The organism is Ruegeria pomeroyi DSS-3 (assembly GCF_000011965.2).
Classification (GTDB): domain Bacteria; phylum Pseudomonadota; class Alphaproteobacteria; order Rhodobacterales; family Rhodobacteraceae; genus Ruegeria_B; species Ruegeria_B pomeroyi.
Map to the genome: position 1 here is coordinate 2,165,818 of NC_003911.12, position 15,425 is coordinate 2,181,242.

12 protein-coding genes and 1 tRNA gene are annotated in these 15,425 nt (G+C 65.8%); 6 read left to right on the top strand and 7 right to left on the bottom strand.

The genetic code is table 11. The annotated features are described in order from the left end of the window. Nucleotides 1-176: 176 nt before the first annotated feature. From SPO_RS10335 to guaB, 3 genes are read right to left on the bottom strand one after another with little or no spacing between them, the layout of a single operon-like run. Nucleotides 177-1,352: an RsmB/NOP family class I SAM-dependent RNA methyltransferase gene (locus SPO_RS10335; RefSeq protein WP_011047764.1), complete on the bottom strand. Its 1,176-nt coding sequence runs from the start codon at nucleotides 1,350-1,352 to the stop codon at nucleotides 177-179. Nucleotides 1,353-1,355: 3 nt separating this feature from the next. Next, nucleotides 1,356-2,141, bottom strand: coding sequence for an MBL fold metallo-hydrolase (locus SPO_RS10340; protein ID WP_011047765.1), 786 nt, complete (start codon nucleotides 2,139-2,141; stop codon nucleotides 1,356-1,358). Continuing rightward, nucleotides 2,141-3,589 (bottom strand): IMP dehydrogenase, encoded by a 1,449-nt coding sequence (guaB, locus tag SPO_RS10345; protein WP_011047766.1) that lies wholly within the window; start codon nucleotides 3,587-3,589, stop codon nucleotides 2,141-2,143. Before guaB ends, SPO_RS10340 begins: the two co-directional genes overlap by 1 nt. Nucleotides 3,590-3,773: 184 nt before the next feature. Between guaB and SPO_RS10350 the strand changes: the two genes are divergently transcribed. The 5 genes from SPO_RS10350 to SPO_RS10370 all read left to right on the top strand — a co-directional run bounded on the left by SPO_RS10350 (nucleotide 3,774) and on the right by SPO_RS10370 (nucleotide 8,622). Beyond that, nucleotides 3,774-4,931, top strand: coding sequence for a CaiB/BaiF CoA transferase family protein (locus SPO_RS10350; protein ID WP_011047767.1), 1,158 nt, complete (start codon nucleotides 3,774-3,776; stop codon nucleotides 4,929-4,931). A 130-nt stretch (nucleotides 4,932-5,061) separates the two neighbouring features. Further along, on the top strand, nucleotides 5,062-7,101 hold the full coding sequence (locus SPO_RS10355; RefSeq protein WP_011047768.1) for an ASKHA domain-containing protein: 2,040 nt from the start codon (nucleotides 5,062-5,064) through the stop codon (nucleotides 7,099-7,101). Between the two features lie 21 nt (nucleotides 7,102-7,122). After that, nucleotides 7,123-7,980 (top strand): class I SAM-dependent methyltransferase, encoded by an 858-nt coding sequence (locus tag SPO_RS10360; RefSeq protein ID WP_011047769.1) that lies wholly within the window; start codon nucleotides 7,123-7,125, stop codon nucleotides 7,978-7,980. Between the two features lie 37 nt (nucleotides 7,981-8,017). Continuing rightward, nucleotides 8,018-8,091: transfer RNA gene (locus SPO_RS10365), tRNA-Gly, on the top strand. Between the two features lie 111 nt (nucleotides 8,092-8,202). Next, nucleotides 8,203-8,622 carry a hypothetical protein gene (locus SPO_RS10370; RefSeq protein WP_011047770.1) on the top strand — a complete coding sequence of 140 codons (420 nt, stop codon included), beginning with the start codon at nucleotides 8,203-8,205 and terminating at the stop codon, nucleotides 8,620-8,622. Nucleotides 8,623-8,768: 146 nt separating this feature from the next. On the opposite strand, the gene dmdB is transcribed toward SPO_RS10370, so the two are convergent. From dmdB to zwf, 4 genes are all read right to left on the bottom strand, one after another. After that, the gene (gene dmdB, locus SPO_RS10375; protein WP_011047771.1) at nucleotides 8,769-10,388 is read right to left on the bottom strand and encodes a 3-methylmercaptopropionyl-CoA ligase; all 1,620 of its coding nucleotides are present in this window, start codon (nucleotides 10,386-10,388) and stop codon (nucleotides 8,769-8,771) included. A 163-nt stretch (nucleotides 10,389-10,551) separates the two neighbouring features. Further along, nucleotides 10,552-12,171 (bottom strand): glucose-6-phosphate isomerase, encoded by a 1,620-nt coding sequence (gene pgi, locus SPO_RS10380; protein WP_011047772.1) that lies wholly within the window; start codon nucleotides 12,169-12,171, stop codon nucleotides 10,552-10,554. A 9-nt stretch (nucleotides 12,172-12,180) separates the two neighbouring features. Beyond that, a complete protein-coding gene (pgl, locus tag SPO_RS10385) occupies nucleotides 12,181-12,852 on the bottom strand; it encodes a 6-phosphogluconolactonase (RefSeq protein WP_011047773.1) in 672 nt (223 codons plus the stop codon). Next, nucleotides 12,849-14,306 (bottom strand): glucose-6-phosphate dehydrogenase, encoded by a 1,458-nt coding sequence (gene zwf / locus SPO_RS10390; protein ID WP_011047774.1) that lies wholly within the window; start codon nucleotides 14,304-14,306, stop codon nucleotides 12,849-12,851. Before zwf ends, pgl begins: the two co-directional genes overlap by 4 nt. Nucleotides 14,307-14,464: 158 nt before the next feature. Here zwf and SPO_RS10395 point away from each other — a divergent pair, with 158 nt between their 5' ends. Then, nucleotides 14,465-15,418 carry a radical SAM protein gene (locus SPO_RS10395; protein ID WP_044028267.1) on the top strand — a complete coding sequence of 318 codons (954 nt, stop codon included), beginning with the start codon at nucleotides 14,465-14,467 and terminating at the stop codon, nucleotides 15,416-15,418. Nucleotides 15,419-15,425 lie beyond the last annotated feature (7 nt).

The following is a 15,425-nucleotide window of genomic DNA, read 5'->3' on the forward strand; positions in this document are numbered from 1 at the left end:
GCCACCACCCGCGCACGGGTGCTGCGCCGCGTGGTCGGCACAGATGGGATCGAGGCGGTGAATTCGGTCACATTCCGGCTCCGGCATTTGAGTCGTCGGGACTTTGTCGCCCATCAAGGGTTAAGTCCGCTTTAACGCGACCTCTCTGCCCGTGACATCAACTATCCTTATAGTTGTTAAAACTCGGAATGTGTTCTCGTCAAGAGTGCAAGGAAGAAACCGTCCGTGCCTGACAGCACATCCCAGCGGTGGCAATCGTCCAGTTTCCAGCCGCCCGTGTCCAGAAACGCCTGCACTGCACCGTCATTCTCCTCGCTCAGCATCGAACAGGTGGCATAGGCCAGCACCCCACCCGGCGCGGTCAGCGCCGCGGCGCAGTGCAGGATCTCGCGCTGCACCGCCAGCAGGGCCGCGAATTTCTCTTCGCTCAGCTCCCATTTGCCAGCGGGCGCCCGGCGCCACGAACCGCTGCCGGAACAGGGCGCATCGGCCAGCACCAGATCGAAAGGCGCCATGCGTGCCGCCTCGGCGGTGTCCAGCAGGCGCACCTGCGCCCCCGCCCGGGCCGCGCGCGCGGGCAGGTCGCGCATGCGTTGCGGGGCGGCGTCATGGGCAAACACCTCGATCCCCGGAACCGCCGCCAGCGCCAATGTCTTGCCCCCGCCGCCGGCGCAATAGTCAAGCACCCGCATGCCCGGCGCCAGCGGCAGGGCGGCCACGATGGCCTGGCTGGCGGCGTCCTGCAACTCGACCAAACCATCCAGATAGGCGGCCGAACGGGCGATGCCGCGGGCGCCCTCGGTCACCTCTAGCGCGGTATCACAGGCGGGATGCGGTTGCGCGACGATCCCCTCGCCCGCCAATGCGGCGATGGCGCTGGCACGGTCGGTGCGGGCGGTATTGACGCGCAGATGTACCGGCGCGCGGCTCTGCATCACCTGCCCGGCGGCCTCGGCGCGCGCGCCAAGGCTGGCTTCGAACCGGGGCCAGAGCCAATCGGGAATATCTGCCGCCTCGGCGCCGGGCGCGGGGTCGCGCCCGCCCGCCTGCTCCTCGGGTGTCAGCGGCGCGGGCGCATGGCCGATCCCGGTGAACAGATCCGCGACCGCCAGCCCCTGTGCCCTGCACAGGCCCAGGATCAGGCCGCGCCCGGTCTCGGCCCCGCCGCGCGCCGCAAAGGAGCGACGGGCGCGCAGCGCGTCGAACACGTGGTCGCGCAGCGCCGCACGATCCTTGGACCCGGCAAACCGCGAGCGCCGTGCCCAGCCGGTCAGCGCCTGTTCGGCGGGCTTTCCGGCCAGGATCTCGTCCAGCACCTCGATCGCAGACTGAAGCCGGGCGGCGGGGGTCATCTCTCAGATATCCAGTTTCGCAAACCCGTCACCGGCGCGGCGCAACCGGGCGAATTTTGCTCCGATCAGGTGGCTGCCCGACCAGACGAGGTTGCGCCCGGCAATCTCGTCCAGTGCCGCGCGGCGGCTGGCAAGGGCCAGGGCCGGGTCCACGTCGAATTGGGTGGCATGCCGGGGATCGGGCAATTGCAGCGCCTCGGAATGCAGGATGTCACCGGCGAGCACCAGATCCTGCCCGATTCTCAGGCCGAAATGGCCTGGCGTATGCCCCGGCAGCGCCCAGACCCGGACATCGGCGCCCAGATCGTCATCCCCGCGCACCAGGCTCAGACGGTCGGCGCAGGTGTTGAGTACCTGAGCACCGGGAGCCTCGGTGCCGCGCCAATGCGCGACCTCGTCGGGATGCAGCAGGATCTCGGCATCGTCAAACAGCGCCGCCGCCTGCCCCAGCAGCCCGCCGCAATGATCGGCATGAAGATGGGTCAGGATCACCCGGCTGATATCGCCCGGCGCGAGGCCGACCTGGGCCAGACGCGCGGGCAATTGCCCGCCCTCGGGCCCGCAAATGCTGCCGCAACCGGTATCGACCAGCCAGATGCGGCCATCGTCATGGCGCATCAAATAGGCGTTGAACTCGGTCACTGCCGCGCTGAGGCCCGCCGCACCCAGCAACTCGGCCTGCCGGGCGGGGGCGACATTGGCAAACACATCCGTGCCAAAGGTCATGCCGCCATCGACCAGACAGTCGACCCGCCAAGGACCGCTCTGAAAGCTGTCCACCTGAGCCATCACCCGACCCGGTAGTTGGGGCTTTCGCGAGTGATCTGCACGTCGTGGACATGGCTTTCCTTGAGCCCCGCGCCGGTGATCTTCACGAACTGGCAGTTCTGGCGCATCTCACCCACGGTGGCGCAGCCGGTATAGCCCATCGCGGCGCGCAGCCCGCCCACCAGCTGGTGGATCACCGCGCTGGCCGAACCCTTGTAGGGCACCTGCCCCTCGATCCCTTCGGGCACCAGCTTGTCGCTGGCCGCGTCCTTCTGGAAATAGCGGTCGGCCGAGCCGCGCGCCATCGCCCCAAGGCTGCCCATGCCACGATAGCTTTTGAAGCTACGGCCTTGATACAGAATGACTTCTCCCGGGCTTTCATCGGTGCCCGCAATCATCGAACCGACCATGGCGCAGGACGCGCCCGCCGCGATCGCCTTGGCGAAATCGCCCGAGAACTTGATGCCGCCATCGGCGATCACCGGCACGTCGCCCGCCGCCTGGGCGCAATCCATGATCGCGGTCAGCTGCGGCACGCCGACACCGGCCACCATCCGCGTGGTACAGATCGAGCCCGGCCCGATACCGACCTTGATCGCATCGGCACCGGCGTCGATCAGCGCCTTGGTCGCCTCGGCGGTGGCCACGTTGCCCGCGATCACCTGCACCATGTTGGACTGTTGCTTGATCCGGCGCACCGCGTCGATCACACCTGCGGAATGGCCATGCGCGGTGTCGACCACCACGATGTCGACGCCCGCGTCGATCAGCGCCTCGGAGCGGGCAAAACCGCTGTCGCCGACCGAGCTGGCCGCCGCCACCCGCAGACGTCCCAGATGGTCCTTGCAGGCGGTCGGGTTCAACACCGCCTGTTCGGTGTCCTTCAGCGTCAGCAGGCCGGTCAGCCGCCCCTGCCCGTCATGCACCAGCAGTTTCTCGATCCGGCGCGCACGCATCAGGCTTTTCGCCTCGTCCAGATCGGCGGGTTCGGCCAGCATCGCCAGGTCGTTTGTAGTCATCACCGCGCTGACCGGCATGTCATCGCTGGTGGCAAAGCGCATGTCGCGGTTGGTGACGATGCCGACGATATGGCCGCGCGTGTCGGTGACCGGAAAACCGGTGAAATTATAGCGTTCGACCAGGGCCTTGGCATCGGCGATGGTCTGATCCGGGCGCAGGGTGACGGGGTTGTAGACGATGCCGCTTTCGAACCGTTTGACCCGGCGCACTTCGCGCGCCTGCTCATCCACGCTCAGGTTCTTGTGGATCACGCCCATGCCGCCGGCCTGGGCCATGGCGATGGCCATGCGCGCCTCGGTCACCGTGTCCATGGCCGAGCTCAAGAGCGGTATGTTCAGCTTGATCTCGCGCGTCACGCGGGTTCTTGTGTCGGCGGTCGACGGCAGCACCGACGAGGCCGCCGGAACCAGTAGAACATCGTCAAAGGTGAGAGCCTCACGAATCTGCATTTGCGGTCCCCATGCATAATCCCGTTTGGCGGTGACCCTATGGCACAGTTATCCACCGGGTAAAAGGGCCTGAGCGCAGAAAACGGACGCGCCCGACCCTGATCTGTGTCAAGGCAGCGTCACGCAGGCCCGCTATCCCTGCCCTGTACCCTGCCCCTTGCGCGAATGGAGAAAGGAAACGCCCATGCCCGGCCCTCTTAGCGGAACCCTTGTCCTGGACCTGACCCATGTCCTGGCGGGACCATTTGCCAGCATGACTCTGGCCGATCTGGGCGCCCGTGTGATCAAGGTCGAGCGCCCCGGACAGGGCGATGACACCCGCGCCTTCCCCCCGTTCAAGGGCGGCAAAAGTGCCTATTTCGCCACCATCAACCATGGCAAGGAAAGCATCGCGCTGGACCTCAAGGCGCCCGAGGACCGGGCCATTTTCGAGAGGCTGCTGGCGCGGGCCGATATCCTGCTGGAAAACTACCGCCCCGGCGTGATGGAGCGTCTGGGCTATGGCTGGGAGGCGCTGCATGCCCGCTTTCCCAAGCTGATCTATGGCGCCGTCTCGGGCTTTGGCCATACCGGCCCCGAGGCGCAGCGCCCCGCTTATGACATGGTGGTACAGGCGCGCGGCGGGGTGATGTCGATCACCGGCGAGCGCGACCGCGAGCCGGTGCGCGTCGGCGCCTCGATCGGCGATATCGTGGCGGGCATGTATCTGGTGCAGGGGGTGATGGCCGCCCTGTTGCAGGTGGAACGCGGCGGCACCGGGCAAAAGGTCGATGTGGCGATGCTCGACAGTCAGCTGGCGCTGTTGGAACATGCCATCGCCATCACCAGCGTCACCGGCGAGCCGCCGCGCCCCTCGGGCGCGCGGCACCCCTCGATCACCCCGTTCGAAACCTTTCACGCCGAGGACGGGCTGTTCGTCATCGCCGCCGGCAATGACGGCCTGTTCGCCCGGCTCTGCGACGCATTGGAGCTGCCGCTGGCGGAGGATCCGCGCTTTGCCACCAACCCGGCCCGCTGCCAGAACGCGCGGCTTTTGAAACGGCTGATCGAGGCGGTGACCCTCGACCGGCCCAAGGCGCATTGGATCGAGACACTGACCCGCGCGGGCGTGCCTACCGGCCCGATCCAGAACGTGGCCGAGGTGTTGCAGGACCCGCAGATCCGCGCCCGCAACATGGTGGTCGACGTGCTGGGCCCCGATGGCGCACCGGCCTATACCGCCGCCGGCAACCCGATCAAGATGTCCGATCTGCCCGATCCCACGACGCGTGCCCCGGCCCCGGATCTGGATGCGGACCGCGCGGCGATTCTGGACTGGCTCGACGAGGGCGCGGCCGACTGAACCCACATTCAGGCCACATCTTTTTGTCGCAAATGCCGCCACCGGACAGGAAAATGCCGCCCGTCGCCTTTCCGTCCGGCCAAAAACTCATATTGTCGCGCACAATCGGTACTCCGGAAGGCAACAAGTCATGAGCAGCGATCCCCTCGTCCTTTTCACCCCCTCGGGCAAACGGGGGCATTTCCCCGTCGGCACGCCGATCCTGACCGCTGCGCGGCAGCTGGGGGTCGATCTCGATTCGGTCTGCGGCGGGCGCGGCATCTGCTCGAAATGCCAGATCACCCCGTCTTACGGTGAATTCCCCAAACATGGCGTCACCGTGCGCGACGGCGCGCTCAGCGAATGGAACGCGGTCGAGCAGCGTTACAAGGACAAGCGCGGGCTGATCGACGGGCGCCGGTTGGGCTGTCAGGCGACCGTTCAGGGCGATGTGGTGATCGACGTGCCACCCGAAAGCCAGGTTCACCGCCAGGTGGTGCGCAAGCGGGCCGAGGCGCGCAAGATCACCATGAACCCCTCGACCCGGCTGTTCTATGTCGAGGTCGAAGAGCCCGACATGCACAAGCCCACCGGCGACATGGAACGGCTGATCGCAGCACTCGCCGAGCAGTGGGAGCTGACCGGCGTGCAGACCGACCTGCACATCCTGCACCAGTTGCAGCCGGCGCTGCGCAAGGGCGGCTGGAAGGTGACCGTGGCGGTGCATCTGGGCGATGCCAGCCACCCGCCCAAGATCATGCATATCTGGCCCGGCTATTACGATGGCACCGTCTATGGGCTGGCGGTCGATCTCGGATCGACCACCATCGCCGCGCATCTGTGCGACCTGCACAGCGGCGAGGTCGTGGCCTCGTCGGGCATCATGAACCCGCAGATCCGCTTTGGCGAGGATCTGATGAGCCGGGTCAGCTATTCGATGATGAACAAGGGCGGCGATCTGGAGATGACGCGCGCGGTGCGCGAGGGGATGAACGCCCTGTTCACCCAGATCGCCACCGAGGCCGGGATCGACAAGGCGTTGATCGTGGATGCGGTGTTTGTCTGCAACCCGGTCATGCATCACCTGTTCCTGGGGATCGACCCGTTCGAACTGGGTCAGGCGCCGTTTGCGCTGGCCACGTCGGACTCGCTGTCGCTGCGGGCCTGGGAGCTGGAGCTGAACATCCACCCCGCCGCGCGCGTCTATATCCTGCCCTGTATCGCGGGCCATGTGGGCGCCGATGCCGCCGCCGTGGCGCTGTCCGAGGCGCCGGATAAATCCGAGGATCTGGTGCTGGTGGTCGATGTGGGCACCAATGCCGAGATCCTGCTGGGCAACAAGAACAAGGTGCTGGCCTGCTCCTCGCCCACCGGCCCCGCCTTTGAGGGGGCGCAGATCTCCAGCGGCCAACGCGCCGCGCCCGGCGCCATCGAGCGGGTCGAGATCGACCCGGTCACCAAGGAACCCCGCTTCCGCGTGATCGGCTCGGAAATCTGGTCCGATCAGGAGGGGTTCGGCGAGGCGATCGCCACCACCGGCATCACCGGCATCTGCGGTTCGGGCATCATCGAGGTGGTGGCCGAGATGCGCATGGCGGGCATTCTGGACGCCTCGGGCCTGATCGGATCGGCCGAGCAGACCGGCAGCCCCCGCTGCATCCAGGACGGGCGCACCAATGCCTATCTGCTGTGGGACGGCTCCGCCGATGGCGGCCCGACGATCACCGTCACCAACCCCGATGTGCGTGCCATCCAGATGGCCAAGGCGGCGCTCTATTCCGGGGCGCGGCTGCTGATGGACAAGCTCAACGTCGACAAGGTGGACCGGGTGGTGCTGGCAGGGGCGTTCGGCGCCCATATTTCGGCCAAACATGCGATGGTGCTGGGCATGATCCCCGATTGCCCGCTGGACAAGGTCACCAGCGCCGGCAACGCGGCGGGCACCGGCGCGCGGATCGCACTGCTCAACACCGACGCCAGAACCGAGATCGAGGCCACCGTACGCGCCATCGAAAAGGTGGAAACCGCGGTCGAACGCCGGTTCCAGGAGCATTTCGTGAATGCCTCGGCGATCCCGAACTCGGTGGAACCCTTCCCCGAACTGGCCAAGGTCCTGACCCTGCCCGACGTGTCCTTCAACACCGGGGGCGGTGATGACGGGTCTGGCCGACGCCGCCGCCGCAGGGCATGATGCCCCCGCAAGGGAGGCATCATGACAGAGACGAACCACGACCAGGCCGAGTATTGGGGCAAATCCGCCTCGGGCATGAAATGGCTGACCTTCGAAGAGCAGATCGCCGCCTCTTTCGCGCCGGTGGTCGATCTTCTGCTGGAACGTGCCGCGCTGAAACCCGGCCAGCGCGTGCTCGATATCGGCTGCGGCCTGGGCGACGTCACCCTGGCGGCCGCTCAGGCGGTGGGTCCGGGCGGCCATGTGTTGGGGGTCGATATCTCGGCGCCCTTCCTTGAGCGCGCCGGGCTCCGGGCTAGCGGCATGGGAAACGTTGGTTTTGCCCTCGCCGACGCCCAGAGCGAGCCCTTTGCGCCGGCAGAGCGCGACGCGGTGCTCTCACGTTTCGGCATGATGTTCTTTTCCGACACCGTGGCCGCATTCGCCAACATCGCCCGGGCGCTGAAGCCCGGCGGTCGCATGACATTTGCCGCCTGGGGGCCGCTGGCCGGAAACCCCTGGTTCTACCTTCCCCACCGCGCGGCCACGGACCGGCTGGGCCAGATGCCCAAGGTCGACCGCAACGCGCCCGGGCCGCTGGCGTTTCACGATATCGACCGGGTCACCGGCCTGATGGCGGAGGCGGGTCTGGCCGATATCGAGGCGCAGGCCGTCGACCTGAACCTGACCCCACCCGGCGGGCTGGAGGGGGCCGCGGCGCTCTGCACCCGATTGGGACCGGCCGCGCGGGTACTGGCGCATTTCAACGGGTCCGAGGCGGACGAAGCCGCGATCCGCGACGCGGTCAGCGCGGCGCTGGAACCTTATGTCGAGGGCGGCGAGGTTCTCATGCCCGCCACCATCAACCTGTTCCAGGCCCGGCGCGCGGGAACCGCTTGACGCCGCTTTGACACTTGCGTATTCGGTCCACGTGAGCGCGGGTATGGTGTAGTGGTAGCGCGCCGGCTTCCCAAGCCTGAAGTGCGGGTTCGATTCCCGCTACCCGCTCCAACTTTCCATCTGAAATTCCACCATTAACCAATTCCGGTTCTCGAATTCAACTTGCCTTCGATTTATCTTTGCACCCATAAGGTGTAACGAAAATAAAAAACGGAATAGAAAATGAAGAGTATCAAGTTTTCGGCTATCCTGGCCATTTCCGGTCTTGTTGCGGGCTGCGCTCAACAGCCGAACCAAGTGGCCGCAAGTTATGTCAGCCCCAGCACCTATGATGGCAGATCATGCGCAAATCTGCTCCAGGAGCGGAACGAAATCGTCGGGCGTGTGAACCAGCTCACCAGTGAACAGAAAGAGGCCGCGACAACCGATGCGGTTCTGACCGGTGTGGCCCTGGTTGTATTCTGGCCGGCCGCAATCGGGTTGGCCGCGACCAAGGACAATGCAACAGCCCTTTCCGCGGCCAAGGGAAACTACGACGCCATTACGGCGAAGATGACGCAAAAAGGTTGCGCCCTGCCGCCCGAACCGGTTGCGCCCTCCCCCGTAGCAACGGAAGAGAAAAAGAAACGTTCCTGGGAGTGATCTTTCGCGCGCGGGCCTGTCAGCCCGCGCGACCACTCCGCTCCATCGCCAACCGTTCAGAGCGTGGCTGTTTTCCGTCTCGGAAAACAGGCCGGAAAACATGTGTTTTCCGGCCCGGAAATCCCTGATTTCCGGTTCCGCCAGGCTCACCCGGTCAGAACATCCCTGAACTGTTCGCGAAGGGTCCGTTTCAGCACCTTGCCGGTGGCATTCAGCGGCAGCGCCTCGACAAACACGACCCGGTCAGGCACCTGCCATTTCGCGATCTTGCCGTCAAAGAACGCCAGCAACTCCGCCTCGTCAGGCGTCTCGCCCTCGGCCTTGACCGCCACCAAAAGCGGGCGTTCATCCCATTTCGGATGCGGCACCCCGATCACCGCGGCGGTGGCCAGTTTCGGATGCGCAACCGCGATATTCTCCAGCTCGACCGAGCTGATCCATTCGCCGCCCGACTTGATGATATCCTTGGACCGGTCCCGGATCGTCATATAGCCGTCGCGGTCCAGCGTCGCCACATCGCCGGTGGCGAACCAGCCATCCGACAGGATCGGCTGGTCCTGCAACTGGAAATAGCTGTCCAGCACCCAATGGCCGCGCACCATAAGGTCGCCCTGGGTCTGACCGTCATTGGGCAACGTGTTGCCATCGTCATCGACGATCTTCAGCTCCACCCCATAGGGCGGGCGGCCCTGGTTCTCGCGCAGCTTGTGCTGCGCCTCGATCGGCAGGGCGCCGTGCTTGGCCAGCGGCTGGTTGGTGGTGCCCAGCGGGCTCATCTCGGACATGCCCCAGGCATGGACGGTATCGACACCATAGCGGTCGCGGAACTCGGCGATCATCGAGGGCGGACAGGCCGCGCCGCCGATCACCGTGCGCGTCAGGCTTTCCAGCGTGCTGCCCTTGGCGCGGGCGGTGGCCAACAGCCCCTGCCAGATGGTCGGCACCCCCAGCGCGATGGTGACCCGATAGCGGTCGATCAGACCAACCAGCGCCTCGCCATGCAGATCGGGCCCCGGCAGCACCATGCACGATCCAGACATCGCACAGGCATAGGGCGTGCCCCAGGCGTTGACATGGAACATCGGCACCACCGGCATCACCACATCGCGCGCCGAAAAACCGATGCAATCGCGGGTGTTCGAGCCGAAACTGTGCAGCACGGTGGAACGGTGCGAATAAAGTACGCCCTTGGGATTGCCCGTGGTCCCCGAGGTATAGCACAGGCTCGAAGCCGTGCGCTCGTCAAGATCGGGCCAGTCAAAACCCGCATCCCCGGTGGCGACAAACTCGTCGTAGAATTCCAGCCCCTCGATGCGCGCTGCCGCCGCCTCGTCGCGCGGCCCCATCAGAACCAGCCGTTCAACGGTGGTCAGATGCGGGCGAATCCCCTCGACCAGCGGCAGGAAAGTGGCATCGAAGAACAGGATGCGATCCTCGGCATGGTTGAGGATATAGACCAGCTGTTCGGGGAACAGGCGCGGGTTGATCGTGTGCAGAACAAAGCCGGCGCCCGACACCCCGTAATAGATCTCCAGATGCCGCCGGTTGTTCCAGGCCAGCGTGGCAACACGCGATTGCGGCGCCAGCCCTGCATCGGTCAGGACCGAGCCCAGGCGGCGGGCATTGTCGGCGATCCCCGCCCAGTTGGTCTCCTCGACCCCGCCTTCGGTGCTGACCGACCAGATCTGCGCCTCGCCGTGATAGCGCGCGGCGTGATCTATCAGCGACGAGATCAGCAGCGGCTGATACATCATCTGTCCAAGCATTCCTGGGTTCCTTCCCTGTTCCTGCAGCGCGGCCCGCATCCGGGTGCAAGGCCACATCTTTCCTCTCCGGTGCCGCATCAAAGCGGACCCGCCCAATCCCGGACCCTGCCAAGCAGAGAACCATGTGACAATAACTTTATCTCGGTTTGCCGGGGCCGGAACCCTACGTCAGATCGGTGTCCCGATGCGCCAGCACATAATCGACCAGTGCCGCGGTCGAGCCATCCTTGGCCGCGGCGCTTTCTGTCCCGTCCACGACGGGCCCGAGCGAGGTCGCCAGCTCCTTGCCCAGTTCCACCCCCCATTGATCGAACGAGTTGATGCCCAGGATCACCCCTTCGACGAATACCCGGTGTTCATAAAGCGCGATGATCCGGCCAAGCATGGCAGGCGTCAGCCGCGGATAGATCAGCGTGGTCGAAGGGCGGTTGCCCGCAAACACCCGGTGGCGGGCCTGACGTTCCAGCTCGTCCCCCGCGACCCCCCTGGCGGCGGCGATGGCGCGGGCCTCGTCCAGCGGACGCCCGCGCATCAGCGCCTCGGACTGGGCCAGGCAATTGGCGATCAACAGGCGATGGTGATGGGCCAGGTCCGGCTCGTGCCCCCGCGCGGCCACCATGAATTCGCACGGAACGACCTGCTTGCCCTGATGGATCAGCTGATAGAAGGCATGCTGACCATTGGTGCCCGGCTCGCCCCAGACGATGGGACCGGCAGCCTGATCCAGCGCGGTGCCGTCCATCGCCACCGATTTGCCGTTCGATTCCATTTCAAGCTGCTGGAGATAGGCTGGCAAGCGCGCAAGCCGCTGGTCATAGGGCAGCACCGCACGGCTGGGATGGCCACATATCTGGTGGTGCCAGATCCCCGTCAGCGCCAGCATCACCGGCAGGTTCTTCTCCCAGGGTGCGCTCTGGAAATGGCGGTCCATCTCCTGAGCGCCGCGCAGGAAGGCATCGAAATCGTCAGGGCCGATGGCGATCATCAGGCTCAGCCCGATCGGCCCCCACAGGGAATAACGCCCGCCGACCCAGTCGGCGAAGCCAAAGACCCGATCGCCCGGAATGCCAAAAGCGGCGGTCCTGTCGGTCGCGGTCGAAACCGCGGCGAACTGCCGTTCCGGGTCGCCGCCACCGCGCTGCATCCAGTCGCGCGCGGTGCGGGCATTGGTCATCGTCTCGATGGTGGTAAACGTCTTGGAGGCCACGATCACCAAGGTACGCGCCGGATCGAGCCCGCGCAGCGTGTCGGCGATATGGGCGCCATCCACATTGGACACGAAATGGCAGCGCGGCCCGTCGTGATAGGGCGCCAGCGCCAGCACCGCCATCGCCGGCCCAAGATCGGATCCACCGATGCCGATGTTGACCACATCGGTGATTGCGCCCCCGGCCCCCGGCAACGCGCCGCTGCGCAGCGCCTCGGCAAACCGGCGCATCCGCGCGAGCGTCAGGCGCACATCCGCCATCACCTCGGCCCCGTCGACATGCACCGGCCCGCCATCCAGATTGCGCAGCGCCGTGTGCAGCACGGCGCGGCCCTCGGTCTCGTTGATCGGCGCGCCCGCAAACATCGCTTCGCGTTTGTCTGCCAACTGTGCGCGGTCGCACAGCGCAATCAGACCGGCGCGGATCGCGTCGTCGATCTGGGTCTTGGAGTAATCCAGCCGCATCTCGCCCAGATCGGCACTGAACCGCTCCGCCCGCCGGAGATCGGCGGCAAAGAGATCGAGAATGCGGCGCCCGGAGGTCCTGGTATGAAGCGCGTGCAAATCCTGAAACATGATTGGAACCTATTCTGCCCAATGCACCGTGATGCCGTCCAGAACCGCCGCGATCGGCGCCTCTTCGGGATGCATCGACATGGCCCGTTCCAGCGCCTTTCGCTTGGCGGCACCATAGATGATGAGGTGTTTCGACAAGGCCCCGTTCAACACCGGCGCGGTCAGGGTGATCCGGTTTTCGGGCTGGGTTTCGGGGCGGGCTACGGCCAGCGCCGGGGCATCGGCATCCAGCGCCGCCGCAAGCCCCGGCATGCCGGCAAACAGCGAGGCGGTGTGCATGTCCTCGCCCATGCCCAGCACCAGCACGGACAAGGGCAGCGCCGGGGTCAGCAGGGCCTCGACCTCGGCCAGGCAGTCCTCGGGCTCGGCGCCGGGCAGGTAGAGCGGCAGATAGCGGGCGCTGGCGGCGCGGTTGACCAGCAACCGTTCGGCGATCAGGCGGGCATTGGCGCGTGAATGGTCCTGGGGCACGCAGCGCTCGTCGGTGGGCAGCACCATCACCCGATGCCAATCCAGATCGGCGGCGCAGAGCACGTCGAAGACAGGCCCGGGCGTGGTGCCGCCAGCCACCGCCAGCGTGGCGCTGTCATGGGTGAAAAGCGTCGCCTCCAACTCTCCGGCCAGGTGGTTGGCGAGGTCGATGGCGAGCATGTCTCGGTCGGGATAGTCTTGTATGTTCATGGGTTTATCCCTTGCCAGCGGCGACCATCACGTCTCATCAGCAGTTCGGCGTCGCCCGGGCCGGTACTGCCGCAGTCATAGGGTTTGGGCACATCGCCCCGCGCCTGCCAGCCGGCGATGATCGGGTCAGTCCAGGCCCAGGCAGCCTCGACCTCGTCGCCGCGCATGAACAGGGTCTGGTTGCCCCGGATCACATCCATGATCAGACGTTCATAGGCGTCGGGCGGGCTCTGGTTTTCGGGCCCCAGCGCCTTGGCGAAACTCATGTCCAAGGGCACATCGACCAGGCGCATCCCGCCCGGCCCCGGCTCCTTGATCGTCACCTTGAGCGTGATGCCCTCGTTGGGTTGCAGCCGGATCGACAGCACATTGGCATGCCGCCCCGCCTCCTCGCCAAAGATCGAATGCGGCGCGTCCTTGAACATCACGTTGATGACCGAAGAGCGCGCCACCAGCCGCTTGCCGGTCCGCAGGTAGAAGGGCGTGCCCGCCCACCGCCAGTTGCTGATATGGGCGCGCAGGGCGATATAGCTTTCGGTGATCGAGCGCGGATCGCCTACCTCGTCGCGATAGCCCTGCCCGACGCCGCCCACCGGCACCGCGTATTGGCCGCGCACGATATGGTGCGGCTTGACCGCATCCAGCGCCCGGATCACCTTGAGCTTCTCGTCACGCACCGCGTCGGGGTCGAACTTGGCCGGAGGCTCCATCGCGATCAGGCACAGAAGCTGCATCAGATGGTTCTGCATCATGTCGCGCATGGCGCCGGCGCGGTCGTAATAATCGGCCCGCCCGCCGACCCCGACCGCCTCGGCCACGGTGATCTGGATATGATCGACATACTGGCTGTTCCAGAGCGGTTCGAACAGCATGTTGCCGAACCGCACGGCCATCAGGTTCTGTACCGTTTCCTTGCCCAGGTAATGGTCGATCCGATAGATCTGACGCTCATGAAATTGCGCGGCCAGCGTGGCGTTCAGCGCCCGGGCGCTGGCCAGATCGTGACCAAAGGGTTTTTCGACCACGATCCGCGTATCGTCGCTGACCAGCCCGTGCTGGCGCAGCCGTTCGGCCAGGGCACCGAACAGACCGGGGCCGACCGAGAAATAAAAGGCACGCACCCCCTGCCCCAACATGCTGGCCAGCTGCTCCCATCCCTCGGGTTGGGTCGCATCCAGCGCCACGTAATCGAGCTGTTTCAGAAAGCGGTCAAGCGCGCCGGGCACTTGCGCCAGATCGGGCAACAGCTCGCGCAGGCTTTGGGCGATCAGGGCGTGATAGGCCTCGACCCCCATGTCCTGACGCGCGACGCCGATGATACGACCGCCCTCGGGCACCTGCCCCGCGACCGAGCGCCGGAACAGCGCCGGCAGAATCTTGCTGCGCGCAAGATCGCCGGTGCCGCCAAAGACGACCAGATCGAAAGGCTCTACCGGGATGATGCGCGATACCATGGCCGTTCCTTAACGTCTCGCTCGGGTTCTGTCCACTGTTAGCGCAAACATTTTTGACCTCTCGTGGCATCACATCCCTGTCAAACCACCTGATCCCGCTTTCTTTTCCCGCCCGCTTGCGGATAGATCAAGCGGATAAGCAGGCACAGGCAGGATTGATGAAGGATCACGCGCAACATACCGCCAATATCGGCAAATTTCAGGACAGTTTCGTGACAGCCGACGGCCAGGCCCGCGCCAGCGTCCCGCTCAGCCGTCCCGAGACGCTGTGGTTCAATACCGGCACGCTGTGCAATATCGAATGCGCCAATTGCTATATCCTGTCGAGCCCGAAGAACGATGCGCTGGTCTATCTGAGCGCCGATGAGGTGAGCGCCTATCTGGACCAGATCGCGGCGCGCGGCTGGCCGGTGCACGAGATCGGGTTCACCGGCGGTGAACCCTTCATGAACCCGCAGATTATCGCCATGTCGCGGACGGCGCTGGAGCGCGGGTTCGAGGTGCTGATCCTGACCAATGCCATGCGCCCGATGATGCGCAAGACGATGCGGCTGGGGGTGGCGGCGCTGGTGCGCGACTTCGGCGACAGGCTCACCCTGCGCGTCTCGGTCGATCACCACAGCGCCGCCTGTCATGACGCCGAGCGCGGCGCCGGCAGCTTTGCGCGCACGCTGGCTGGGATGGTGTGGCTGCGCGATTGCGGCGCGCGGATGACCGTGGCCGGGCGCACCGTCTGGGGCGAAAGCGAGGCTGAGGCGCGCGCGGGCTATGCGGCGCTATATGCCGAATACGGGTTTGCGATCGACGCCTTTGATCCCGGCCAGACCGTGCTGTTCCCCGAGATGGACGAACGGGTCGAAGTGCCCGAGATCACCACCGCCTGCTGGGACATCCTGGGCAAATCCCCCGAAACGGTCATGTGCGCCAGTTCGCGCATGGTGGTGAAGCGCAAGGGCGCGGCGCATCCCGTGGTGCTGGCCTGCACCCTGTTGCCCTATGCGCCCGAATTCGAACTGGGCCAAACGCTGGCCGAGGCGGAACGCCCCGTGCAGCTGAACCACCCCCATTGCGCCAAGTTCTGTGTGCTGGGCGGGGCCAGCTGCTCGGCCTGAGGCCGGG